The sequence below is a fragment of the Nonomuraea sp. NPDC001699 genome (assembly GCF_053596455.1).
This window is the reverse complement of record NZ_JBSFGF010000009.1, coordinates 295,528-316,800: the sequence shown is the minus strand read 5'-3', so window position 1 is coordinate 316,800 and position 21,273 is coordinate 295,528. Positions and strand designations below refer to the sequence as shown.

Annotated in this window: 20 protein-coding genes; 6 read left to right on the top strand and 14 right to left on the bottom strand. The window is 73.0% G+C overall.

Annotated features, from left to right (window positions below; translation table 11 throughout):
* Positions 1-14: 14 nt before the first annotated feature.
* Positions 15-980 (bottom strand): helix-turn-helix transcriptional regulator, encoded by a 966-nt coding sequence (locus tag ACWCSU_RS27925; RefSeq protein WP_449938774.1) that lies wholly within the window; start codon positions 978-980, stop codon positions 15-17.
* A 72-nt stretch (positions 981-1,052) separates the two neighbouring features.
* Here ACWCSU_RS27925 and ACWCSU_RS27920 point away from each other — a divergent pair, with 72 nt between their 5' ends.
* Together ACWCSU_RS27920 and ACWCSU_RS27915 are read left to right on the top strand one after the other, a co-directional pair.
* Positions 1,053-1,811 (top strand): DinB family protein, encoded by a 759-nt coding sequence (locus ACWCSU_RS27920; protein WP_449938772.1) that lies wholly within the window; start codon positions 1,053-1,055, stop codon positions 1,809-1,811.
* A gap of 1 nt (position 1,812) precedes the next feature.
* The gene (locus tag ACWCSU_RS27915; RefSeq protein ID WP_449938769.1) at positions 1,813-2,493 is read left to right on the top strand and encodes an alpha/beta fold hydrolase; all 681 of its coding nucleotides are present in this window, start codon (positions 1,813-1,815) and stop codon (positions 2,491-2,493) included.
* Positions 2,494-2,507: 14 nt separating this feature from the next.
* On the opposite strand, the gene ACWCSU_RS27910 is transcribed toward ACWCSU_RS27915, so the two are convergent.
* A complete protein-coding gene (locus ACWCSU_RS27910; RefSeq protein WP_449938767.1) occupies positions 2,508-3,779 on the bottom strand; it encodes an alkaline phosphatase in 1,272 nt (423 codons plus the stop codon).
* Positions 3,780-3,998: 219 nt separating this feature from the next.
* Between ACWCSU_RS27910 and pstS the strand changes: the two genes are divergently transcribed.
* Entirely contained in the window at positions 3,999-5,075 is a 1,077-nt protein-coding gene (gene pstS, locus ACWCSU_RS27905; protein WP_449938765.1) for a phosphate ABC transporter substrate-binding protein PstS, read from the top strand.
* 113 nt (positions 5,076-5,188) lie between these two features.
* The gene (gene ppk2, locus ACWCSU_RS27900; protein WP_357695488.1) at positions 5,189-6,148 is read left to right on the top strand and encodes a polyphosphate kinase 2; all 960 of its coding nucleotides are present in this window, start codon (positions 5,189-5,191) and stop codon (positions 6,146-6,148) included.
* A gap of 77 nt (positions 6,149-6,225) precedes the next feature.
* Here the strand turns inward: ppk2 and ACWCSU_RS27895 are convergent, their stop codons facing one another.
* A complete protein-coding gene (locus tag ACWCSU_RS27895) occupies positions 6,226-6,723 on the bottom strand; it encodes a CAP family protein (protein WP_357695490.1) in 498 nt (165 codons plus the stop codon).
* A 216-nt stretch (positions 6,724-6,939) separates the two neighbouring features.
* Between ACWCSU_RS27895 and ACWCSU_RS27890 the strand changes: the two genes are divergently transcribed.
* Entirely contained in the window at positions 6,940-8,088 is a 1,149-nt protein-coding gene (locus ACWCSU_RS27890) for a mandelate racemase/muconate lactonizing enzyme family protein (protein WP_449938763.1), read from the top strand.
* Between the two features lie 48 nt (positions 8,089-8,136).
* Here ACWCSU_RS27890 and ACWCSU_RS27885 read toward each other — a convergent pair whose 3' ends face one another.
* The 10 genes from ACWCSU_RS27885 to ACWCSU_RS27840 all read right to left on the bottom strand — a co-directional run bounded on the left by ACWCSU_RS27885 (position 8,137) and on the right by ACWCSU_RS27840 (position 19,917).
* Complete coding sequence (locus ACWCSU_RS27885; RefSeq protein ID WP_449938762.1) at positions 8,137-9,141, bottom strand: dihydrodipicolinate synthase family protein; 1,005 nt, start codon at positions 9,139-9,141, stop codon at positions 8,137-8,139.
* A gap of 1 nt (position 9,142) precedes the next feature.
* On the bottom strand, positions 9,143-10,168 hold the full coding sequence (locus tag ACWCSU_RS27880) for an NAD-dependent epimerase/dehydratase family protein (RefSeq protein ID WP_397044482.1): 1,026 nt from the start codon (positions 10,166-10,168) through the stop codon (positions 9,143-9,145).
* Entirely contained in the window at positions 10,155-11,594 is a 1,440-nt protein-coding gene (locus ACWCSU_RS27875) for a beta-N-acetylhexosaminidase (protein WP_449938760.1), read from the bottom strand. Before ACWCSU_RS27875 ends, ACWCSU_RS27880 begins: the two co-directional genes overlap by 14 nt.
* Positions 11,591-12,361 carry a sugar phosphate isomerase/epimerase family protein gene (locus ACWCSU_RS27870; protein WP_357695500.1) on the bottom strand — a complete coding sequence of 257 codons (771 nt, stop codon included), beginning with the start codon at positions 12,359-12,361 and terminating at the stop codon, positions 11,591-11,593. Before ACWCSU_RS27870 ends, ACWCSU_RS27875 begins: the two co-directional genes overlap by 4 nt.
* Complete coding sequence (locus ACWCSU_RS27865; RefSeq protein WP_357695502.1) at positions 12,358-13,365, bottom strand: Gfo/Idh/MocA family protein; 1,008 nt, start codon at positions 13,363-13,365, stop codon at positions 12,358-12,360. The genes ACWCSU_RS27870 and ACWCSU_RS27865 overlap by 4 nt, the downstream gene beginning before the upstream one ends.
* A 34-nt stretch (positions 13,366-13,399) precedes the next feature.
* Positions 13,400-14,212 (bottom strand): carbohydrate ABC transporter permease, encoded by an 813-nt coding sequence (locus tag ACWCSU_RS27860; protein ID WP_357695505.1) that lies wholly within the window; start codon positions 14,210-14,212, stop codon positions 13,400-13,402.
* Positions 14,205-15,137 (bottom strand): carbohydrate ABC transporter permease, encoded by a 933-nt coding sequence (locus ACWCSU_RS27855; protein ID WP_357695507.1) that lies wholly within the window; start codon positions 15,135-15,137, stop codon positions 14,205-14,207. The genes ACWCSU_RS27860 and ACWCSU_RS27855 overlap by 8 nt, the downstream gene beginning before the upstream one ends.
* Entirely contained in the window at positions 15,134-16,426 is a 1,293-nt protein-coding gene (locus tag ACWCSU_RS27850) for an ABC transporter substrate-binding protein (protein WP_449938758.1), read from the bottom strand. The genes ACWCSU_RS27855 and ACWCSU_RS27850 overlap by 4 nt, the downstream gene beginning before the upstream one ends.
* Before the next feature lie 55 nt (positions 16,427-16,481).
* Entirely contained in the window at positions 16,482-17,597 is a 1,116-nt protein-coding gene (locus ACWCSU_RS27845; RefSeq protein WP_357695511.1) for a GntR family transcriptional regulator, read from the bottom strand.
* Between the two features lie 112 nt (positions 17,598-17,709).
* Complete coding sequence (locus tag ACWCSU_RS27840; RefSeq protein ID WP_449938757.1) at positions 17,710-19,917, bottom strand: hypothetical protein; 2,208 nt, start codon at positions 19,915-19,917, stop codon at positions 17,710-17,712.
* 260 nt (positions 19,918-20,177) lie between these two features.
* On the opposite strand from ACWCSU_RS27840, the gene ACWCSU_RS27835 reads away from it, so the two are divergent.
* Positions 20,178-20,630, top strand: coding sequence for a hypothetical protein (locus tag ACWCSU_RS27835; RefSeq protein ID WP_449938756.1), 453 nt, complete (start codon positions 20,178-20,180; stop codon positions 20,628-20,630).
* Positions 20,631-20,644: 14 nt separating this feature from the next.
* On the opposite strand, the gene ACWCSU_RS27830 is transcribed toward ACWCSU_RS27835, so the two are convergent.
* A complete protein-coding gene (locus ACWCSU_RS27830) occupies positions 20,645-21,268 on the bottom strand; it encodes a cysteine hydrolase (RefSeq protein ID WP_357695517.1) in 624 nt (207 codons plus the stop codon).
* Positions 21,269-21,273: the final 5 nt, after the last annotated feature.

Sequence of the window (21,273 nt, the reverse complement as noted above, 5' to 3'; positions counted from 1 at the left end):
CAGGACGGAACGGGTTAACCGGACAGCGCGGCGGTGAGGCGGGCCGCCAGGGTGGCGACCGCCGCGCGCAGCTCGGGGCCGCCTTCGACGCGGAAGGCGAACGGCACGGCCGGCAACCACTCCTGGGCGTACATGGCCGGGTTGCCCGTGCTCCCGACCAGCACGCAGCCCTCCCCGTACGGTTCGAGCCGCCCCATGGGCGGGCGGACCCAGGGCGCGACCTCGGCCAGGGGCGCGTCGAAGACCACGCGGGTGGAGTACGCCCATCCGGTGCCCAGGTTCTCCTCCAGCGCCGCCACCGGGTCGAGGCCGTCGGGCGGCCGGAAGCCGAGAGTGCCCTGACGTACGGTTCGGACGCGGTCCACCCGGTAGGTGCGGATCGCACCGGCGTGGTGGGAGTGGCACAGCAGGTACCAGCGCCCGTACCGGACGACGACCGCCCAGGGATCGACCTCGGCCTCCCACTCCTTGCCCGACCCGCTGCGATAGGTGATGCGCACCCGCCGCCGGGCCGCGGACGCGGCGACGAGCGCGCTGGTCACGGCGACGCCGGGACGGGCCGCGTACCGGTCGGGGGCGGCGGAGGCGTGCTCGCGCAGCGCGGCGGCCTGCCGTCCGACGCCTTCCGGCAGGGCCCGGATGACCTTGGACAGGGCGGCGCCCACCAGGTCGTCGGCGTCGGCGGCGTCGGCGGCGGCCGGCTGGCCGTCGAGCACCGCCATGACCAGGCCGAGCGCCTCGGGCTCGGTGAAGGCGACCGGCGGCAGTCTGGTGCCGCGCCCGAGCCGGTAGCCGCCGTAGGGGCCTCTGGCCGACTCGACGGGGATGCCCGCCTCCCGCAGGATCCCGACGTACCGGCGGGCGGCGCGTTCGGTCACGCCCAGGGACGCGGCCAGCTCGCCGGCCGTCACGCCCGGACGCCGCTGAAGGACCTCCAGGGCGCGCAGGGCCCGCGCGGTGGGGCTGAGTTCGGCCGGCATCCGAGCAGACTAGAACGGTCAGGGCGAGATCCGGAAGTAGAACGTCCGGAACACCCCCTAACGTGGGCCGCCATGACCGACTTCCAGGAAGACGTGCACGTCGAAGGCGTGCACCTGCGGAAGGCCACGTTCGCGCGGGTGGGCCTCCATGACGCCCGCGTACGCGCGGCCGACCTGTCCGGCCTGCGGCTGAGCGGCGTCGAGCTCGTCGACGTGGAGATCAGCGGCGAGCTGCGGAACGTCGTGGTGAACGGCGTGGACATCGTCCCCCTCGTCGAGGCCGAGCTGAATCGCCGCATGCCCGAGCGCGCCCGGATGCGCCCCGAGGACCCCGAGGGGTTCGCCGAGGCGTGGGCGATCCTGCGACGGCTGTGGGCGGGCACCCTCGCCCGCGCCGCGACGTTCCCGGAGGCGCGGCTGCACCGGAGCGTCGACGGCGAATGGTCCTTCATCCAGACGCTGCGGCACCTCAACTTCGCCTCGGCCGCCTGGGTCGGCCGGATGATCGTGGGCGACGTCTCGCCGTGGCACCCGCTCGACCTGCCCTGGGACGAGGCGCCCGGCTGGGACGGCGTCCCGTGGGACCGCGAGGCGCAGCCCTCGCTGGAGGAGGTGCTGGCGGTCCGCCGCGCCCGTCAGGCGATGGTCGGCCGGGTCGTCGCCTCGCTCACGGCCGAGCGGCTCGCCGCGGACGTCACCCGCGACGAGCCCGGCTGGCCGCGGCTGACCGGCTTCCCCCTCAAGGAGTGCCTGCACATCGTCCTGCACGAGGAATGGGAACACCGGCTCTACGCGGAACGCGACCTGAACGCACTACAGAAAGAGGACTGACATGGACATCCTGCTCATCGGCGGCCTGTGGCTCGACGCCTCCGCCTGGGACGAGGTGGCGTCCGCGATCGAGGCGCTCGGCCACCGTCCCGTGCCGGTCGCGCTCCCCGGCCAGGGGGACGGAACCACCTCGGCCACGCTCGCCGACCAGGTGGCCGCGGTGCTCGCCGCCGTGGACGCGGCGCACGGCAGGCCCCTGGTGGCCGGTCATTCCGCGGCCTGCACCCTGGCCTGGCTGGCCGCCGACGCGCGGCCGGACAAGGTGGGCAAGGTCGCCTTCATCGGTGGTTTCCCCGCCGCCGACGGCGCCGCCTACGCCGACTTCTTCGAGATCGCGGACGGCGTCATGCCGTTCCCCGGGTGGGAGCCGTTCGAGGGGCCGGACGCGGCCGACCTCGACGAGGAGGCTCGGCGGAGCTTCGCCGCCGCCGCGGTCCCCGTCCCGGAGGGGGTGGCCAAGGGCGTGGTGCGGCTGACGGACGAGCGGCGGTTCGAGGTGCCGGCCGTCGTCGTGTGCCCGGAGTTCACCCCCGCCCAGGCGCGGGAGTGGATCGACGGGGGCGACGTCCCCGAGCTGGCCCGGGTCAAGCACCTCGACCTCGTCGACCTCGACTCGGGGCACTGGCCCATGATCACCGAGCCGGCCGCCCTGGCCCGGCTCCTGACCGAGGCGGCCGGCTGAACTCTCGCCGAGGGTCAGTGGCGTGAGGTGAGGATCTGGGAGAGGACCTCGTGCACGTGGGTGTTGGGGTGCTTGCCGGTGAACTGCTCGGCCAGCGGGCCCACGGCGGTCACGGGGACGTCGGCGCCGGTGTGGCCGCCGGTGGTCCAGTCCATGACGAACTGCAGCTTGCTGCCCTTGACGGGGAACGGGCCGTCCTCGGTCGAGGGGGCGGTGCCGCTCTCGTCGCCGGTGGAGGTGTCCTCGACGGTCAGGCCGCCGCACTCGTGGTCGCCGGTGATGACCAGCAGCGTGTCGGGGTTGGCGTCCACGTAGGCGCGGGCGACCTTGACGGCGTTCTCCAGCGACTCCAGCGCCTGAAGGGTGCGCGGGGCGTTGTTCTCGTGCGCGAACTCGTCGATGCCCTCCTCCTCGACCAGCAGGAAGAAGCCCTTCTTGTTGGTGGAGAGGGTGTCGAGCGCCTTCTTGGTCATGGTGGCCAGGTCGACGGCGGGGGAGTAGACGTCGCCCTCGCCCTCGGCGCGCTGCTGGAACATCTCCTCGTTGCCGAACAGGCCGAGCAGCTTGCCGCGACGGGCGGAGTCGAGCTGCTGGGCGTTGGAGACGTACTGGTAGCCGTCGGCCTTGGCCTGGTCGACGAGGTTGCCCCTGGTGCCCTTGCTGGCCTCGGTCGGGTCCTCGGCGGGCTTGTCGGGCCAGGCGCCGGGGGTGCCGGCGGGCAGCCACCAGTCCTCGCCGCCGCCCAGGATGACGTCCGGCTTGCTCACGGCCAGGTACTGGCGGGCGATCTCGTCCTGGGCCGAGCGGTTGGCGGTCTGGGCGAAGAACGCGGCGGGGCTGGCGTCGGTGACCTGGGCGGTGGTGACCAGCCCGGTGGACTTGCCGGCCTGCTTGGCCTGCTGCCCGAGGGTGGGCAGCGGCTTGCCGTCCACGTCGACGCTGATGGCGCCGTTGTAGGTCTTGATGCCGGTGGCCCAGGCGGTGGCGGCCGCGGCGGAGTCGGTGATGGCCGTCTTGGGGTCGTGCGGGCTGGTGGTGAGCTGGCCGGAGACCGGGAGCTGGTCCATGGTGAGCTGGCCGTCGAGGCCGGCCAGGTAGAGGCGGGCGGCCTCGCGGTGGGCGGCCGCCATCCCGTCGCCGTTGATGAAGATCACGCTACGGGCGCGGCCCTTGCCGCTGCTGGACGCGTCGGCGGACAGGACCGGGCTGACGGCGACGACCGCGAGAGCGGCGGCGAGCGCGGTGGTGGCCGAGGCGGTCAGGCGCCGCTTGGACGAGGAATGCATGACGCCCCCATATGGAACGAATCGGGCAGAGAACTACTTTGCGGGACACGATCCTGTACTTCTCGCCGGACATCTTTCCGTCCAAGTGATGTCCATACGGTGAACATGTCCGAGCCGTACGGGACGGCCGGCCGGCTTGGCGACACGGTAACCGTTCATGTCCGAGGGCTTGACCTCGGGATGACGCGTCCGGACGCGACCAGTTCATAGCCTGGTGCAATGGCAAGGCTGACATGGACGGCCAAGTCGGTCCTGGTCACCGTGCTCGTGCTGGTCGCCGGGGCCGCCGCCGCGGCCGGGGCCGTGTTCCTGAGCATGAGCAGCGAGGACGGTTCCGCCCCCGAGCCGGTCGTCGCGTGGCTGCGCGGCTCGGGCTCGACCGCGCAGAAGGGCGCCATGGACGCCTGGATCGGCGAGTTCCACCGCATCCACCCCGAACTGAGCGTCACCTACGAGCCCAACGGCTCCGACCGCGGCATCGAGGACTTCATCGCGGGACGCAGCGCGTTCGCCGGCTCGGACGTGCCGATGACCCCGGAGGAGCAGGCGCGCGCCGACCGGCACTGCGGCGGCCCGGCCGAGCACCTGCCGATGGTCGTCTCCCCGGTCGCGGTGGCCTACAACGTGGCCACCGTGCCCGCCCTGCGCCTGTCGCCCGCGACCCTGACCGGCATCTTCACCGGGCGCATCACCAAGTGGAACGCCCGCGAGATCGCCGCCGACAACCCCGGCAAGGGCCTGCCGGGCACCCGCATCCACGTCTTCCACCGCTCCGGCCAGTCCGGCACCACGCAGAACCTCACCGAGTTCCTGCGGGCGACCGGCGGCTGGCCGCACCAGCCGTCCAGGACGTGGACCGGCGCCGGCCAGGGCGTGACCAGCTCCAGCGGGATGACGCAGGTCCTCCAGCACACCGGGGACTCGATCGGGTACGTCGAGTACGGCTTCGCCAGCAGCGCCCTGCTGAACACCGCGGACGTGCGCAACGCCGCCGGCCAGTTCGTCACCCTGTCGCCCGAGAGCGCCAGCAAGGCCCTTCAGGGCGCCACGGTCGCGAACCTCCCGAACGGGCTGGTGCTGTCCTTCGACCACCGGCGGGCGGTCCCCGGCGCCTACCCGATCGTCCAGGTCACGTACGAGATCATCTGCGCGGGCCGGGCGGAGCCGCTGGTGCGCACCTTCCTCGACTACACCGCCGGCGACGCCGGCCAGTCCTACCTGGCCCTGTACGGCTACGCCCCCCTGCCGCACGACCTGCTCGCCCAGGTGCGCGGACGCCTGGGGGCCACGAGCTGAACGGGCCGCCGCCTCGGGGCGAATTCCAGGAGTGGCGGGCGCCGGCACGATTAGCCCGCCCGCGTCCGGTGAAGAGAGGATGCCATGAACGCGAACATCCGGTCGCGGGCCGCATGACCGGTCCGGACGACGAGCATCCCACGGTCCTCGCCCCCCTGGCGGCCGCGGAGCACAGCGAACTGCTCGACACCACCCCCGGGTTGTGGGTGGACGACAGCGACGACGACGATCCGGTGCTGGTGCGCGCCGACGGCCGTCCGGTCGACACCTGGCGGCAGCACTATCCCTACGACGAGCGCCTGTCCCGGGAGACGTACGAGCGGGACAAGCGGCTGCTGCAGATCGAGCTGCTCAAGCTCCAGTACTGGATCAAGGGCACCGGCCGCCGGCTGGTGGTGCTGTTCGAGGGGCGCGACGCGGCCGGCAAGGGCGGCACGATCAAACGTTTCATGGAGCACCTCAACCCGCGCGGGGCCACGGTGGTCGCGCTGGAGAAGCCGAGCGAGCGCGAGCGCGGCCAGTGGTACTTCCAGCGGTACATCGCCCACCTGCCGGCCAACGGGGAGATCGTGCTGTTCGACCGCTCCTGGTACAACCGGGCGGGGGTCGAGCGGGTCATGGGCTTCTGCGACGTGCACGAGTACCTGGAGTTCATGGAACAGGTGCCCCGGCTGGAGAACCTGCTGGTGGACTCGGGGCTGCACCTGGTCAAGCTCTGGTTCTCGGTCTCGCGGGCCGAGCAGCGCACCCGGTTCATCATCCGCCAGGTGGACCCCGTACGGCAGTGGAAGTTGTCGCCGATGGACCTGGCCTCCCTCCGCAAATGGGACGAGTACACCCAGGCCAAGGAGGACATGTTCCTGCACACCGACACCGAGTCGGCGCCCTGGACGGTCATCAAGAGCAACGACAAGAAACGCGCCCGGCTGGAGGCCATGCGCCACGTGCTCAGTCTCTTCGACTACGACGAGAAGGACGCCGAGGTCGTCGGCGTGCCCGACCCGCGCATCGTGATCTCGGCGGGGGACATCTTCGACGAGGACCACGTCGCCTACCAGGGCACCGACCCGTGACCGCCGGCCGCCCGCCACGGCCGGCGGCCCGTGGTCAGGGGGCCCTCGCCGCCCCCTGACCGGTTGGGGACGCGTCGTCAGGCGGGCAGGACGTTCTGGGGGAACTCGCCCTCGTAGTTGCCCGGGTTCTCGAAGACGAACACGATGTAGGTCTCGAACCCGTCGGGGCCCTGGCCCGCGACGCGGGCCGCGCCGACCCTCCTGGTGTCCTTCCAGACGAGCTGGCTGAAGTGGCCGGTCCTGGCCGGGTCGCCGGGCGGGTTGGCCCAGTTGTAGTCCGCGATCTCGTCGTACCAGGCGGTCACGGCGTCGGCGGCGGTCTTCGGCGTGGTGCCGGAGGTCATGCCCCAGAAGATGTTCTCGCCCGTGGTGTCGCGCAGGCCGTCGTGGCCGGCCGACAGCTTCGCGTACTCGGAGCGGGAGGACGCGCGCTCCTTGGCGTACGCGACGAGCTTGGCGTCCATCTCCATGGGGGGCGCGTGGTGCTTGGCGCGGTAGGCGTTGGCCTCGTTCAGTGCCTCGGCCAGGAAGCTGTCGCTGGTCGCGTCCGGAAGGGCGGGACGGGTTCCGGCCATCTCGATCACCTCGTCGTGAACGGGAGAAGTGGGGACCACCGAAGCCTGCGCCCGCGCCGGGCGCCGGTCAACGTCCGGATGCGGCCACGGGCCCGGGGGAAAGGGCCCTCGCATTTGCCGCATGAATTCCTGCCATTGATTCGTGAATCATTTCCGGCGTGCTAGATTCGGGAGGCTTAAATGCTCGGGTAAGCATGAATTCCTGCCCATTGGAGAATGATGAAATCGCTGGTCGTCGAACGTATCGATATATTCGTCGTGGAATTGCCGTCCATCCGTTCGTTCAGCATTTCAGGAGGAAACGTCACCACCGAGGGGCGGCCCGCCGAGCGGGTTCTCGTCAAGGTGACGGCGGGCGGGGTGACCGGCTGGGGCGAGGCCACCCCGACGCCCGCCTGGACGTACGAGACCGTGGAGACGATCTCGACGACGATCGCCGGCTACCTGGCCCCCGCCCTTCTCGGCCGCCCCGCCTGGGACCTGGACGGCGCCTGCGCGGCCTACGAGAAGGTGATCAACCGCGGGCTGACGATCGGGTCGCCCATCGCCAAGTCCGCGCTCGACATCGCGCTGCACGACCTGCTCGGCCGGGCCCTCGGCGTGCCCGTCGGCGTGCTGTGGGGCCAGCGCCGTCTCGACCGGATCACGCTGGGCTGGATCGTGGCCGGTCAGACGCCCGGCGAGGTGCGGCAGGCGGTCGAGGAGGGGCGGGCGGAGGGCTACCGGGCGTTCAAGGTCAAGGTCGGCCTGCACGACGAGGCGACGGACCTGGCCGTCGTCGCGGCCGTCAGGGAGGCGGCCCCCGACGCGCCTCTGTGGGTCGACGCCAACCAGGGCTACACCGTCGACGGCGCGCTGCGCATGGCACGACGGCTCGCCGACTTCGACGTGACGGCTTTCGAGCAGCCGTTGCCCGCCAACGACGTCACCGGGCTGCGCCGCCTGCGCGACCACAGCCCGCTCCCGGTCGCGCTGGACGAGAGCCTGCGCCACCCCTCCGACCTGGCCACGTTCGTCAAGCTCGACGCCGTCGACATCGCCATCGCCAAGGTGCAGCGGTCGGGCGGGCTGACGTTGTCGCGCCGGCTCTGCCAGCTCGCCGAGGACGCCGGGCTGCGCATCATGGGCTCGGGGCTGACGGACACCGACCTGGGGTTCGCCGCCTCGCTGCACCTGTTCGCGGCCTTCGGCGTGGACACCCCGGTCGACCTCAACGGCCGTCAGTTCGTGCGCTCGGCGTACGTCGGCGGCCGGACGGTGGAGGTCTCGGACGGGACGGCCCTGGTGCCCACCGGCCCCGGCCTCGGCGTCGAGGTGGACGAGGACGCCGTCCGCGCCCTGTCCACGGCCCACTGGTCCGTCTGACGCACGGAATCCGGGGCCGGGACGCGTGTCCCGGCCCCGGACGGCGTCTCAGCGCAGCCAGTCGTCCAGGTGCGCGGCGACGAACTCGTCGTCCACCAGCCACGGATAGGCCGCGCTCACCCGCGCGATCTCCGCCGCCTGCCCCGGCGACAGCCCCTCACCCGGGTCCAGGCACCAGGTCCCGGCCAGCAGGCCCTGGAGGCGCAGCACCTCGTGCACCCCGGCGATGCAGCCGTGGAACCCGCCCGCCACGTCGAACACCGCGCCGTTGGCGTCGGTGAGGTCGCCGGCGCGGGCCAGCAGGGAACGCAGGACCTCGTCGTCCCCCGCCCACGCCCGGCGGACCTCCTCGAACATGAGCACCGCCGCCCGCGTCCACACCGCCCACTGGCCGAGCAGCCCGCCGACGATCCGGCGGCCCGCGACGGGGGCGAGCAGGTCGGCCAGGACGTTGTCGTCGTTGCCGGTGTAGAGCGCGAGGTCGTCGCGGCCCGACGCCGCCACCGCCCTGACCACGTCCACCGTGCGATACCGGTCGAAGGGCGCCATCTTGATCGCCACCACCGACTCCTGCTCGCTCAGCGACCTCCAGAACGACGGGCCGAGCCGCCGCCCGCCCACCGCCTCCTGCAGGTAGAAGCCGATCACCGGCAGCACCTCGCCGACCGCCCTGGCCCGCGCCAGCAGCTCCGGCTCGCCCGCCCCGGGCACCTGGGGCGACAGCAGCACGGCGTGGTAGCCCAGCGAGGCCGCGAGCTCCGCCTCCGCCACGGCCTGGACGGTGTCGCCGCACGCGCCCGCCACCATGACGAACGGCCGCCCCGCCTCCTTGCCCACGACCTCGGCGGCGAGCTCCAGCACCGGCCGCAGCAGCCCGGCCCGGCGGATCTCGAACTGCGTGGTGTGCACCGCCACGGCGGCGCCGCCCGCACCCGAGGCCAGGTAGTAGCGGGTGAGCGCGCGCTGGCGGCGCTCGTCCAGGGCGCGCCCGGCGGTCAGCGCCAGCGGATGGGCGGGGATGACCGTCCCCTCCCGCAGCAGGCCGATCGACATCTCAGAACCTCCCGTCGCGTACCGCGAACTTGGTCGGCTTGCCCGACAGGGGCAGCCCGCGCGACAGCCAGGCGGCCTGCCACGCGATCAGGGTGTCCAGCGGCACGTCCGGGTAGCCGAACAGGCCGTGGCAGCGCGAGGCGTCGTTGAGCAGCGCGGTGCCGCTCTCGACGCCGGTGAAGGACGCCCGCGTCCCCATCGCGGCGGCCAGCCGGGCCGCCGTGCGGCGCACCGAGGCGGTCTCCGGGCCGGTCAGGTTCAGGACGAACGCCTCCGGGGCGCGCGCGTGGCGCAACGACCGCAGCGCGACCTCGTTCGCGTACCCCTGCCACACGACGTTGACGTGCCCGGTGGTGAGGTCGACCGGCTCGTCCGCCGCCACGGTGGCCGCGAGGTCGGCCAGCACGCCGTAGCGCAGGTCCACGGCATAGTTCAGGCGCAGGATCGCGACCCTGGCGCCGTACGCCGCGGCGGCGTGCTCGAAGACGCGTTCCCGGCCGAGGCAGCTCATCGCGTACTCGCCCACCGGGTCCGGCCGGTCCTCCTCCGCGCTGCCGCCGCCGGCCACGTCCACCAGCGGGTACACGTTGCCGGTGGAGAACACCGCGATCGCGGAGTCGCGGTAGCGCCGGGCCACGGCGGCCGGCAGCGCCGCGTTGACCGCCCACGCCTGGTACGGCGCCGCCGACGTGCCGAACTTGGCGCCCGCCATGAACACGACGTTGGCCGCGTCGGGCAGCCCGGCCAGGTCGCCGCCCGACATCAGGTCGTGGGCCACCACCTCGACCCCCTCGTCGGCCAGCGCGCGCGCCGCCCGGGCGTCCGACCAGCGGGACACCGCGTACACGCGGGCCGAGCCGCGGCCCGCCGCCTCCAGGGCGCGCCGGGCCAGCCGGACCAGGCTCGGCCCCATCTTGCCGCCCGCGCCGAGCACGACGAGGTCGCCGTCCAGCCCGGCGACGTCGGCGGTGAGCGCGGCCGACGGAGTGGACAGCCGGTCCTCCAGCTCCTGCTCAGAGGTGAACACGGGCGGCTCCTTCGGGTCGCCGGTAGGCCACGCCCAGCCGGTCCAGCAGAGGTAGGTGATCGGCCAGCCGCCGGGTGAAGCCGTCCAGGTCGCGGCCCGCCGACCAGGCCGCCTCGGCCACGGCGCACAGCCGCGGGAAGGCGTTGTAGTCGAAGCGTTCCCTGGTGGGCAGGTACTCGCCCCAAAGCTGGGCCTGCATGCCGAGGACGGACTCGCCGGCGTCGTAGCCGTAGACCGTCTCCAGGGGGAGCGGCCCGGCGATGCTGACCGGCTCGCCCGGGGCGTCGGACTCGGCGTAGTCGAGGTAGGTGTGCGTGTGCGGCGCGGCGACCACGTCGTGCCCGGCGCGCAGGGCCGCCTCGACCCGGTCCACGCCCCGCCAGGCCATGATCACCATGTCCTCGGGCGGGTCGTGGTCGAGCATGTCGTCCCAGGCCACCGCGCGGCGGCCGAGCCCGCGCAGGTGATCGGCGAGCAGCCGGCCCCACCAGCCGAGCAGGGCCCGCGGCCCGTCGAGCCCGGCCTCGGCGACCCGCCGCGCGGCCTCGGGGTCGGCCGCCCACTCCTCGCCGCGCACCTCGTCCCCGCCGATGTGCACGTACCTGGACGGGAACACCTCGCACAGCTCGTCGAGCACGTCGCGGGCGAACCCGGCGGCCCCGTCGCCCACGTTGAGCACGTGCGAGGAGATGCCCCACTCCGTACGCACCCGGACGGGCGTCCCGGAGGAGTGGCCCAGCCACGGGAGGGCGGCGATGGCGGCCTGCGAGTGGCCGGGGAACTCGATCTCGGGGACCACGGTCACCCCGCGCGCCGCCGCGTACTCCACCAGGTCGCGCAGCTCCCGCTGGGTGTAGAAGCCGCCGTGCGGGGTGCCGTCGGACCGGCCCTCGCGGGCGTGCCCGGCGGGCGACCCGGCGCGGCGGGACCCGACCTCGGTCAGCCGCGGGTGCCCGCGCACCTCGAACCGCCAGCCCTGGTCGTCGGTCAGGTGCAGGTGCAGCACGTTGAACTTGTGCAGCGCCAGCAGGTCGACGTACGAGCGCAGGAAGGACACCGGGCGCCACCAGCGGGCCACGTCGATCATCACGCCGCGCCAGGCGTACCTGGGCACGTCGCGCACGGTCCCGCAGGGCACGCCGTCCGGGCCGTCGAGCTGGCGCAACGTCTGCACGCCCCAGCGCAGCCCGGCGACGTCCGCCGCGGAGATCACGGCCCGTTCCGGGGTGACGGCCAGGGTGTAGCCCTCCGCGCCGAGCGACGGGTCGGACACCAGGCGCAGCTCGATCCCGCCGGAGACGCCGCCGCCCGCGGCCGGGCCGAGCAGCTCCCTGGCCAGGGCGGCGTGCGGCCCGCGTACGGGCGCGCGCACGCCCGGCTGGAACGTTCCCCCCTCCGGACGCGCCGAGGCGGCCAGGGGAATCATCGTCCCAGCACCGTTCGGAAGGCGGCCAGGGCCTCGCCGACGGGCGCCGCGTCGGGGTACCAGGCGCGCTCCCACTCCAGCGCCAGGAAGCCCGCGTACCCGATCCGGTCCAGCTCGGCCAGCACGGCGGGCACGCCCACCGCGCCCTTGCCCGGCAGCACGGGCGCGAGGTCGGCGGGCGAGGCGGCGTCCTTGATCTGCACGTGCCGCAGGTACGGCGCCAGCGCGTCCGCCGTGGCCGCGGCGCTCTCGCCCGCCCGCCACGGGTTGACCACGTCCCACAGCGCGCCGACGCGCGGCGAGCCGACCCCGGCCAGCACCCCGGCGATCGCCTCGCCCGTCAGGAACACGTCGTGCGTCTCCAGCAGCACGTCCACGCCGTTGTCGGGGAGCCGCCCGGCCACGTCCGCGAGCCTCCGAGTCGCGGTGGCGGCCGGGTCGTCCTGCCCTTCGACGCCGCCGAAGACCCGCACGTACGGCGAGCCGAGCGCCTCGGCGATCTCGACGTGGCGCAGCACCTCGGCCACCGGGTCGCCGTCCGGCCGGGCCACGCGGGTGTAGGAGCACACGGCGACGATCCCGATCCCGGCGGCGGCGAACGTCCGGGCGATCGAGCGCAGCTCGGCGTCGGGGGTGTCCGGCGCGACGATCTCACCTTCGGCGCAGCGCAGCTCGACGGCGGCGCAGCCGTACCGGGCGGCGGTGGCGACGACCTCCTCGGCCGGTGCGCCCGGCATGCCGAGCGTGCTGAACGCGAGCGGGTTCATGGCTGTCCCTTCACTGTGACGGTGGAACCCCGGCGGGCGGACTCGTAGACGGCCAGGGCGACGTCGAGGACCGACAGGGCGTACTCGGGGGTGACCTCGGGGGCGGTCCGGCCGGCGCAGGCCCGCGCGAAGTCGGCGAGCTGCGCGGCGAACGCGGTGGCCATCTCGCCGATGCCGGGCGCGGCGACCTGGGTGGCGACGCCGCCCCGGAAGGACCAGACGCCCTCGCCGCGGCTGATGCGCACCGCGCCCTCGCCGCACACGATCTCCGCCTCGTCGGTGAACGGCAGGCCGGTGCCGGTGACGGAGATCGTCGAACGGGTGCCGTCGGCGTGCCGGGCCAGGGCGACCGCCTCGGTCTCCACCGACCCGCCGGCGGGCCCGGCGACGTGCGCGGTCACCTCGACGATCGGCGAGCCGACGAGCATCTGGAGCTTGTCGATGCTGTGCGTGCCGACGTTGAGCACGATGCCGCCGCCGGCCATGTCGGCGTCGAGGAACCAGCGGGGGCGCGAGGGGTCGGCGTAGTCGGCGGTGCGCCGTTCGGCGGCCACCACGACCTGGCCGAGCTCGCCGGAGGAGAGGAAGCCGGCCGCCGCGCGCAGCATCGGCACGAAGCGCAGGACGTGCCCGACCGCGAACACGACGCCGGCCGCCCGGCACGCCTCGATCATGCGGACGGCGTCCTCGCGCGTGGTGGCGATCGGCTTCTCCACGAGCACGTGCAGCCCGGCCGCGGCGGCGTCGAGGGTGATCGGGGCGTGCAGGGCGTGCGGCACGGTGATCACGACCGCGTCGAGGCCGCCCGCGTCGAGCATCGCCCGGTGGTCGGTGAAGACGCGGGCGCCGGCTTCGGCGGCCAGCTTCTCGGCCGCCTCGGCCCGCACGTCGCACACCGCGGCGACCTTCACCTGCCCGGCGCTCTGGCGGGCGGCGGCCACGTGGAACTCCGCGATGGTGCCCGCGCCGATGACGCCCAGGCGCAGCCCGGATGTTGTGGTCACGATTTCCTTTCCGAATCGGACGAAGGGCCTGATCTCAGCCCTTGAGACCCGCGGACATGGTTCCGCGGACGAAGTAACGCTGGGCCAGCACGAACACGATCAGCATCGGCAGCAGGCTCATCATCGCCGCGGCCGTCACGAGCTGGTCGTTGCCGACGAACTGCCCTTTCAGGCTCAGCACGCCGACCGGCAGCGTGTAGTTCTCCGGCGAGGTGAGGTAGATCGTGGGCTCCAGCACGGCCTTCCACGACGTGGTGAAGGTGAAGACCGCGAGCGTGGCCAGGGCGGGCTTGGCCAGCGGCAGGTGGATGCGCCAGAACACCTGCCAGGGGTTGGCGCCGTCGAGGCCGGCCGCCTCCTCGAAGTCCTTGGGGATGCCGAGGAACGTCTGCCGCATCAGGAAGATCCCGATCGGCGTGGCCAGCCAGTACGGCACGATGAGCGGCAACATCGAGTCCAGCCAGCCCAGCGAGCGGAACAGCAGGAAGTTCGGGACGATCGTGATGACCGTCGGCAACATCATCGTGCCCAGGGCCATCGTCAGCAGCGCCTGCTTGCCCGGCAGCCGCATCCTGGCCAGCGAGTGCCCGACCATGGCGCTGGTCAGCACGTTCCCGGCGACCGCGAGCACCGCGATCACCAGGCTGTTGACCAGGTAGAGCCCGAACGGCGTGCGCCGCCACACCTCGGCGTAGTTGTCCCACTGGACCGGGTCGGGGAGCCACGCGGGCGGCACCTGGATGTACTGGGCGAAGCTCTTGAGCGAGTTGCCGAGCGCCGCGACGAACGGCAGCAACATGACCGCCGCCCCCGCCAGCACCAGCACGTACGAGACGGTCTTACGCATAGTGCACCCACCTGCGCTGGAGCCGGAACTGCACCAGGGTCAGCGCGAGCACCAGCACGAACAGCACCCACGCCACGGCCGAGGCGTAGCCCATCTGGAAGAACTGGAAACCCTGCCGGTAGAGGTAGAGCACGGTCAGCTCGCTCGCGCCGTGCGGCCCGCCGTCCGTCATCACGAAGACCTGCTCGAACGACTGCAGCGTCTCGATGGAGGTGAGCACCAGCACCAGGAACGTGGTGCCGGAGATGCCCGGCAGGGTGATGTACCGGAACCGGTTCCAGGCCGACGCGCCGTCGATCTTCGCCGCCTCGTAGCGCTCCTCGGGGATGGCCTGCAGGCCCGCCAGGAAGAGCACCGCCATGTAGCCGACGCCCTTCCAGACGGCGACCGCCGCCAGCGTGGGGATCACCAGCGCGGGGTCCTGCAACCAGTTCTCGGCCGGCAGCCCGAGGAGGCCGAGCACCTGGTTGGCGATGCCGGTCTGCGGGTTGAAGACCGCGTCGGCCACGTAGGCGACGACCACCCACGAGGAGACGACCGGGACGAAGTAGGCCGCGCGGAACAGCGCCATGCCGCGCAGCCGCTGGTTGAGCGCGACCGCCAGGGCCAGGGCCAGCGCCGTCTGCGCCGGGACGAACAGCACCGCGAAGTAGGCGGTGTTGCCCAGCGTGCGCCAGAAGACCGGGTCGCCGAACAGGCGGGTGAAGTTGCCGAACCCGACGAACCTCGGCGGGGACATCAGGTCGTACTCGGTCATGCTGAAGAACAGCGAGGCCAGCAGCGGCCAGGCGGCCAGCGCGACCAGGTGGAGCAGGTAGGGCGAGGCGAACGCGAAGGCCCAGGCCCGCTCGCCCGAGCGCCGCCGCCGGGCGGGCGGCCGCGGTCCGGCGGCCACCTGCCCGGAGCGCCTGGTGAGCACCGTCACTGCGTCTTCCCGGCGTAGAAGCGGTCGATGACCTCCTGGGCCTCCTTCTGCCCGGTCTGGAGCGCGGTGGCGACCGGCGTGGCGTTCGACAGCGCCTCGTTCATGCGCTTGGCCAGGGCCTCGGTGTACTCCGACCACACGGCGTTGGTGCCGAGGTCGGTGGCCGCGTCGAGCGACTCCAGGAAGACCGGGCTGCGGTCGGCGGGCAGGGCCGTGGAGGCGACCTTCTTGTTGATCGGGATCGCCTCGCCGAGCTCGGCCCACTTGCGCTGCGGGCCCTCGCCGGAGAAGAAGGTGATCCACTTCCACGCCGCGTCGGCCTGCGCGGGGGAGGCGGCCTTGCTGACCACCCACGAGTTGACGATCGCGACGTTGCCGCGCCCGGCCGGGCCCTTCGGCAGCGGCGCCACGCCGAAGTCGACGCCGGCGCTCACCGCGGGCAGCGTACGGGCGTAGATGCCGTACGACATGGCCACCCGGCCGGTCGCGAACAGCGTGTGCACGACGCCCTTGCCCATGGCCTCGGTGGTCACGTAGTCGGGGGCGAAGCCGTCCTTGCCCATGGCGGCCAGCATCCAGTCGAGGCCGGCCGTGGACTGCGGGCTGTCGACGACGACCTTGCGGCCCCCGTCGGTGACGACGTCCCCGCCGAACGCCTTGACGATGGGCCACCAGCTCTCGGTGAACCCCGGCGAGTACGCGCGGAAGCCGTAGGTGTCGGGCTTGCCGTCGCCGTTGGCGTCCTTGGTGAGCTTCTTGGCCGCGGCGGCCAGGTCGTCGTAGGTCCACTCGGCCGTCGGCTCGGCGACCTTGGCCTCGGCGAACATCTTCTTGTTGTAGAAGAGCACCGGGGTCTGGGCGCCCTGCGGGAAGCCGAAGACCCGGCCCTCCGCGTCGCGGTTCAGGTCGATGCCGGAGTAGTCGGCGGCGTTGACGGTCTTGACCCGGTCGCTCAGGTCGGCCAGCGCGCCGCGGGCGGCGAACTCCTGCACGAGCACGCCGTCCGAGAGCCACAGCTGGGGCGCCTGGCCGCCGGCGATCTGCGTCCTGAGCCGTTCGAAGAACTTGACGTACGGCGCGACCTCCAGCTGCACCTTGATCGACGGGTTGGCGGCCGTGAACTCCTGGACGAGCTGCCGCATGGTCGTGTCGGCCGGGTCGCCCGCGGCGGCGTAGAAGCCGAGCTTCAGGGTGACGGCGCCGGAGTCGTCGGCCGGGCCGCCGCACGACGCCGTGCCGGCCACGGTGAGGACGGCCACCGCGGCAGCGGCGAGCACGCGCACTCTCATTGGGTCCTCCAACAGGAACGAAGAGGGGGGAAGGGGGGTGAGGGGGACGCCGGCGTCACGTCGGGACGCGGACCTCGACCAGGCTGCCGGAGGCGGCTCCGCAGGAGGCGCGGACGGCCAGGCGGGGCTGCAGCACGACCCGGCAGACCGGGGCGGCGGCGCCGAGCTCGATCCGGCGCAGCAGCAGCTCGGTCGCCATGCGGCCGACCTCCGCCTTGGGCGGCGAGACCGCGGTGAGCGGCACCTCCGACAGGTCGGCGACCTCGTCGTCGTAGGCGACGACGGCGATGTCGTCGGGCACGGTCAGGCCGACCCGGCGCAGGTAGGGCAGGAGCGCGGTGGCCTCGCGGTCGCCGAGGCACACCACCGCGCGCACCTTCTCGGTGACCAGCGTGTTGGCGTAGGCCAGCATGTCGGGGCCGGTCCAGACGGGCTGCCTGGCCACGGCCTCCGGGATCTCCGGAAGCCCGAGGTCGGCGACGGCCTGGCGGTATCCCGCGAAGACCTGCTCGGAGCTGGCTGTGCCGAGCCGGCCGAGGTAGCCGATCCGGCTGCGGCCGAGCCCGCTCAGGTGCTGCACGGCGGCGTAGCCGCCGCCGTGCACGTCGGTGCAGACGTAGGAGGTCGGGTCGGCCGGGCGGGGGTCGGCCGGCCGGCGCTCCACCAGCACGTACGGCACCGGCAGCCCGCGCAGGCGGGCCAGGTGGGCGTCGGGGTCGGCGGTGAGGTGCAGGTTGGGCACCAGCAGCAGCCCGGCCACGCCGACGTCGACGAGCTGCTGGATCTGCCCGGCCTCGACGTCGGGGTCGTAGTTGGAGCAGGCCAGCACGAGCTGCACGCCGGCGGCGGTGGCCGCCCGCTCGATGCCCTGGACGACCTGCGGGAAGTAGTAGGTGTTCGACGGGACGAGCGCGCCGATGAGACGCGGCCTGGCCCCCGGGGTGACGGAGCTGGTGACGAAGGTGCCCGACCCCTGCCGGCGGCGGACGAGCCCCTCCTCGACCAGGAGGTCGACCGCGCGGCGCACGGTGTTGACCCCGACCGAGTAGGTCTGCGCCAGCTCGGACTCGGTCGGCAGCCTGCCGCCGACCGGCCAGCGGCCCTGCACGATCTCCTGCCGCAGGCGTGCCGCGAGGGTGCGGAATCGCCTTCCCCTGGGGAGGGAATTCATTCCTTCAGGTGGCTCCATAACGGGATTCTTCTCGTCATTCTGAAGTAATGTCAACCCTAAATTCACTCCGTTATCGGCGGCATATTAGGAATGAATTCCATCCTTTCGGGGGTCACCAGCGGGCCGCGGCGTCCTTGTCGCGGTCGTAGGCGGCGGCCCAGTAGTGGCCCGGGGCGGTCAGGCGGTGACCGGCGAAGCCGACCTCGCCGGTCGGCTGCTTCAGCGCCTCCGACGTCGCGGTGGCCCAGCCGTCGGCGCCCGCGGCGACCGTCACGTAGCGGCCGGCGGAGAAGGTGAACCGCCCGCGCACCGTGGCCGCCACCGGCTGCCCGCTCTCCTTGTCCACCACGCGCAGCCGTACGCGGGCCGCGCCGCCCTCCACGGTCACCGCCATCGACTCCACGACCATGGGACGCAGGGCCGTCGCGCCGGTCGTCACGGTGACCGGGGCGGAGGGCGGCCCGCGGTGCCCGGCCACGTCCACCGGGACGATCCGGTAGTGGTAGGCGGTGCCGGGCAGCAGGCCGGTGTCGGTGTGGGTGAGGCCGCGCGCCTTCCCGGCGAGCGTGCCGGGGCCGGGGGTGAAGTCCGGCTCGGTCGAGCGGTGCACCTCGTAGTGGGCGACCTCGGTGTCATCGCGCGCCCGCCCGTACGTCAGGTCCACCGTGGCGTGGTCGAACGCGACGGCCCGCGGCGGCGACGCCACGCCCGTGGGCGGCCCTGAGTCGGCGGGCGGGTCGGGCCACTCGGCCGAGGGGCCCCAGACCGTGGGCAGCTCCCGGTAGGAGTCGTAGTGGTGCAGCGCGATCCCGGCGTAGGCCGGGCTGCCCGCGAACGCCTGGGAGACCTTGGCCAGCTCGGCCTCCAGCGCGTTCCTGCCCTCCTCACGGAAGGTGATGCTGGACGGGTCGCCGCTGGTCGCGATGTCCAGCGTCTCCACGCCGACCACGACCGACAGCGGCTTGCCGATGCGCTCGGCGTAGGCCAGCTCGCCGGCCGCCTGCGCGATGATGCCGACGCCGCCGTCCGCCTGGTCGCGGTAGTCCATGATCGCGATGTAGTCGCTGAGGTCCTGGACGTGCTCGGCCAGGGTGCGGGTGTTCCCGCCGTACGTGATGTCCGTGCAGCAGGCGGAGGTGTCCAGCCAGCGCGGCACGGCCGGGCCGAACAGCAGCGGCTGGCCGGAGGCGTCCCGGCGGGCGATCATCGCGCGCAGCGTGTCCAGCCACTGGATCTGCACGTCGGGCTTGCCGCTGGTGAACCACGGCAGGCTGTACGGCTCGATGTCGACGTTGATCCCGTCGAAGCGCTCGTCCGGCTTGGAGGACAGGTTGTAGTCGAGGACCCGCTCCATCTCCCCGACGGCGCGCTCGCGGTAGCGGGCCAGCGCGCCCAGGTACGGCGGCCGGGTCCCGCCGGCCACGGTGGCGTGCACCTTCATGCCCCGGCCGTGCGCCCAGGCCACCAGGTCGCGCAGCTCCGGACGCGCGTCCTCCAGCATGTCGCGCCCGGCGTAGGTGTCCACGCCCAGGTAGAGCGCCGATCCGGCGGGCAGGACGGTCTCCAGCAGGCGGCGCGAACCCGGGTTGAGCACCAGGTTGTAGGACGCCTTCTCCCAGATCCACATCGCCCGGTCCTGCCGGTGCGGCACCGCGCCGCGTTTCCGCGCCGCGCCCAGCGCCACGTACGTGGTGGACGACCTGGACACGTGGCCGCGCGCGTCGACCGCCTCCGCCTCCAGGCTCGCCATGACGTCGCCGTACCGCGCCGGGTTCACCAGCGTGACGTAGCGCCCTGCCGCGCCGGCGGCACGCTGCCAGGGGCCGCCGTTGACGCGGACCCGGACCGTGCGCACGTCCGCGCCGGCCACGTCCACCCGGACCGGCGTGGGACGGGTGAGCCGGGCTCCGTCGGCGGGCTCGGCGATCGCCACGCGCGGGGCTCTGGCCCGCGGGTTGTCCACGCGCAGGGTCAGCGGCGGCGACCAGGCGCCGTAGCGGGTGTCGGCGGCCGTGGCCTTGGCGTAGACCTCGATCTCGCCGTCCAGGGCGCTGGTGTCGAGGTCGTAGGACCAGGTTCCGGTGTCGTCGGCGTCGGGGTCGGTGACCTTGGCCCGGTCTGTGCGTTCGCCGTCCACCACGACCGACACGTCGTAGGCGGAGGTGAAGCGGCCGGTCAGCCGTACCAGGCCGGGGGCGGACTCGGAGGAGTCGATCACCACCGACGGCGGGTCCGCCGCGCTCGCCGCGACGGAGGGCGCCACGGCCAGCGGTACGGCGAGCACGAGCGCGCCCGAGATTCTCCACAACCCTGCAGGCATGAAGCCACCTCCATAGGAATGAATTAACGCCGGAAACGGAAATGTCCGGACATTGAATCCGTGAGATGGCGAAACGATAGCCCTGAATTTCCGGAAGAAGAATGGCATGAATTCCGGCTGTCGAACCGCCGCGCCTCAGGGGACGCGTTGCAGGGGGGCCTCGACGGACGGAGCCAGGGCCCAGGAATCCCTCTGGCGGGGGAGGGAGGTCACGCGTGAAGGGGAGGGCGGTGCGGCGGGGGATGCCTAGCGTGGCGGGCATGGTTGACTCACATCGTCCGCGGCGCTGGCCGGCGTACGGGCTGGCGGCGCTGATGCTCGGGTACGCGGCGGGCAAGGCCGTCTTCGCCGTGCAGGGCAGGCTCGGGTTCCCCGGTGGGCCGCCCGTGCCGGCGGCCGAGGCCGCGCGCTACTTCCTGGACCCGTCCCTGGCGCAGGGGTTCGCGGCGGCCTCCGGGGTGCTGGGGGCGTGCCTCGTCCTGGCCACGGTCACCGCCGTGGGCCGCCGGCTGCCGAGAGGCGTGGTGCTCGCCGCCCTGGCCGTGATGCTGGCGGCCGTCGGCGGGGGCGCGGGCATCATGATCCTGGACGGGTTCGTCGGCCTCGGCGTCGGCTGGCGCTGGTACCACGGGATCGTCGGGCTCGTCGTGCTCGGCCTGGCCACCGAGATGACCCGCTCCTACTGGACGGCCACCCGCCCGGCCACCCGCTGACCCCGTAGCCCCCGTCAGCCTCGGGCGAACGCCGTGACCAGCTCCTCCGTGGTGAGGATGGCATGGGCGAAGGTGGGGCCGTTCAGCTCGTGGGCGGCGTGCAACATCTCCGGCAGGTAGGCGGCGGTCGCGTCGCGCACCAGCGTCACGTGGTAGCCCAGCTCCATGGCGAACCGCCCGGTGGACTCGACGCAGGTGTTGGCCAGCACGCCGACGGCCACCACGTGCGTGACACCGCGCTGCCGGAGCTGGAGGTCCAGGTCGGTGTTGGCGAACCCGCTCTGCGCCCAGTGCTCGTGCGCGACGACGTCGTCCTCCTGCGGCTGGAGGTCCGGATGGAACTCCCCGCCCCAGGAGCCGCGGGCGAAGGTGTGCCGCTCCTGGATGCCGTGCTGCGTCGGGTTCGGATGGGCCCAGCTCTCGTAGTCGCCCGGCTCCCAGCGGCGGTGCGGGACGAACACCACCCGCACCCCGGCCGCCCGCGCCGCGGCGATCACCGCGCGCAGGTTGTCCAGCAGGCCGATCGCCTGCGCCACCGGCTCCAGCCGCGGCCACACCTTGCCGCCCTCGGAGATGAAGTCGTTGTACGGATCGACCAGCAGCACCGCCGTGCGGCGCGGGTCGTAGGACTCGGTCATGGCTC

Bases quoted from the DNA above. Each gene is read 5' to 3' on its own strand.
- ACWCSU_RS27835 (WP_449938756.1), top strand. From the start codon at position 20,178: ATGGTTGACTCACATCGTCCGCGGCGCTGGCCGGCGTACGGGCTGGCG.
- ACWCSU_RS27875 (WP_449938760.1), bottom strand. From the start codon at position 11,594: ATGATTCCCCTGGCCGCCTCGGCGCGTCCGGAGGGGGGAACGTTCCAG.
- ACWCSU_RS27885 (WP_449938762.1), bottom strand. From the start codon at position 9,141: ATGTCGATCGGCCTGCTGCGGGAGGGGACGGTCATCCCCGCCCATCCG.
- pstS (WP_449938765.1), top strand. From the start codon at position 3,999: ATGGCAAGGCTGACATGGACGGCCAAGTCGGTCCTGGTCACCGTGCTC.
- ACWCSU_RS27890 (WP_449938763.1), top strand. From the start codon at position 6,940: ATGATGAAATCGCTGGTCGTCGAACGTATCGATATATTCGTCGTGGAA.
- ACWCSU_RS27845 (WP_357695511.1), bottom strand. From the start codon at position 17,597: ATGAATTCCCTCCCCAGGGGAAGGCGATTCCGCACCCTCGCGGCACGC.
- ACWCSU_RS27850 (WP_449938758.1), bottom strand. From the start codon at position 16,426: ATGAGAGTGCGCGTGCTCGCCGCTGCCGCGGTGGCCGTCCTCACCGTG.
- ACWCSU_RS27895 (WP_357695490.1), bottom strand. From the start codon at position 6,723: ATGGCCGGAACCCGTCCCGCCCTTCCGGACGCGACCAGCGACAGCTTC.
- ACWCSU_RS27840 (WP_449938757.1), bottom strand. From the start codon at position 19,917: ATGCCTGCAGGGTTGTGGAGAATCTCGGGCGCGCTCGTGCTCGCCGTA.
- ppk2 (WP_357695488.1), top strand. From the start codon at position 5,189: ATGACCGGTCCGGACGACGAGCATCCCACGGTCCTCGCCCCCCTGGCG.
- ACWCSU_RS27910 (WP_449938767.1), bottom strand. From the start codon at position 3,779: ATGCATTCCTCGTCCAAGCGGCGCCTGACCGCCTCGGCCACCACCGCG.
- ACWCSU_RS27925 (WP_449938774.1), bottom strand. From the start codon at position 980: ATGCCGGCCGAACTCAGCCCCACCGCGCGGGCCCTGCGCGCCCTGGAG.
- ACWCSU_RS27920 (WP_449938772.1), top strand. From the start codon at position 1,053: ATGACCGACTTCCAGGAAGACGTGCACGTCGAAGGCGTGCACCTGCGG.
- ACWCSU_RS27830 (WP_357695517.1), bottom strand. From the start codon at position 21,268: ATGACCGAGTCCTACGACCCGCGCCGCACGGCGGTGCTGCTGGTCGAT.
- ACWCSU_RS27860 (WP_357695505.1), bottom strand. From the start codon at position 14,212: ATGCGTAAGACCGTCTCGTACGTGCTGGTGCTGGCGGGGGCGGCGGTC.
- ACWCSU_RS27915 (WP_449938769.1), top strand. From the start codon at position 1,813: ATGGACATCCTGCTCATCGGCGGCCTGTGGCTCGACGCCTCCGCCTGG.
- ACWCSU_RS27870 (WP_357695500.1), bottom strand. From the start codon at position 12,361: ATGAACCCGCTCGCGTTCAGCACGCTCGGCATGCCGGGCGCACCGGCC.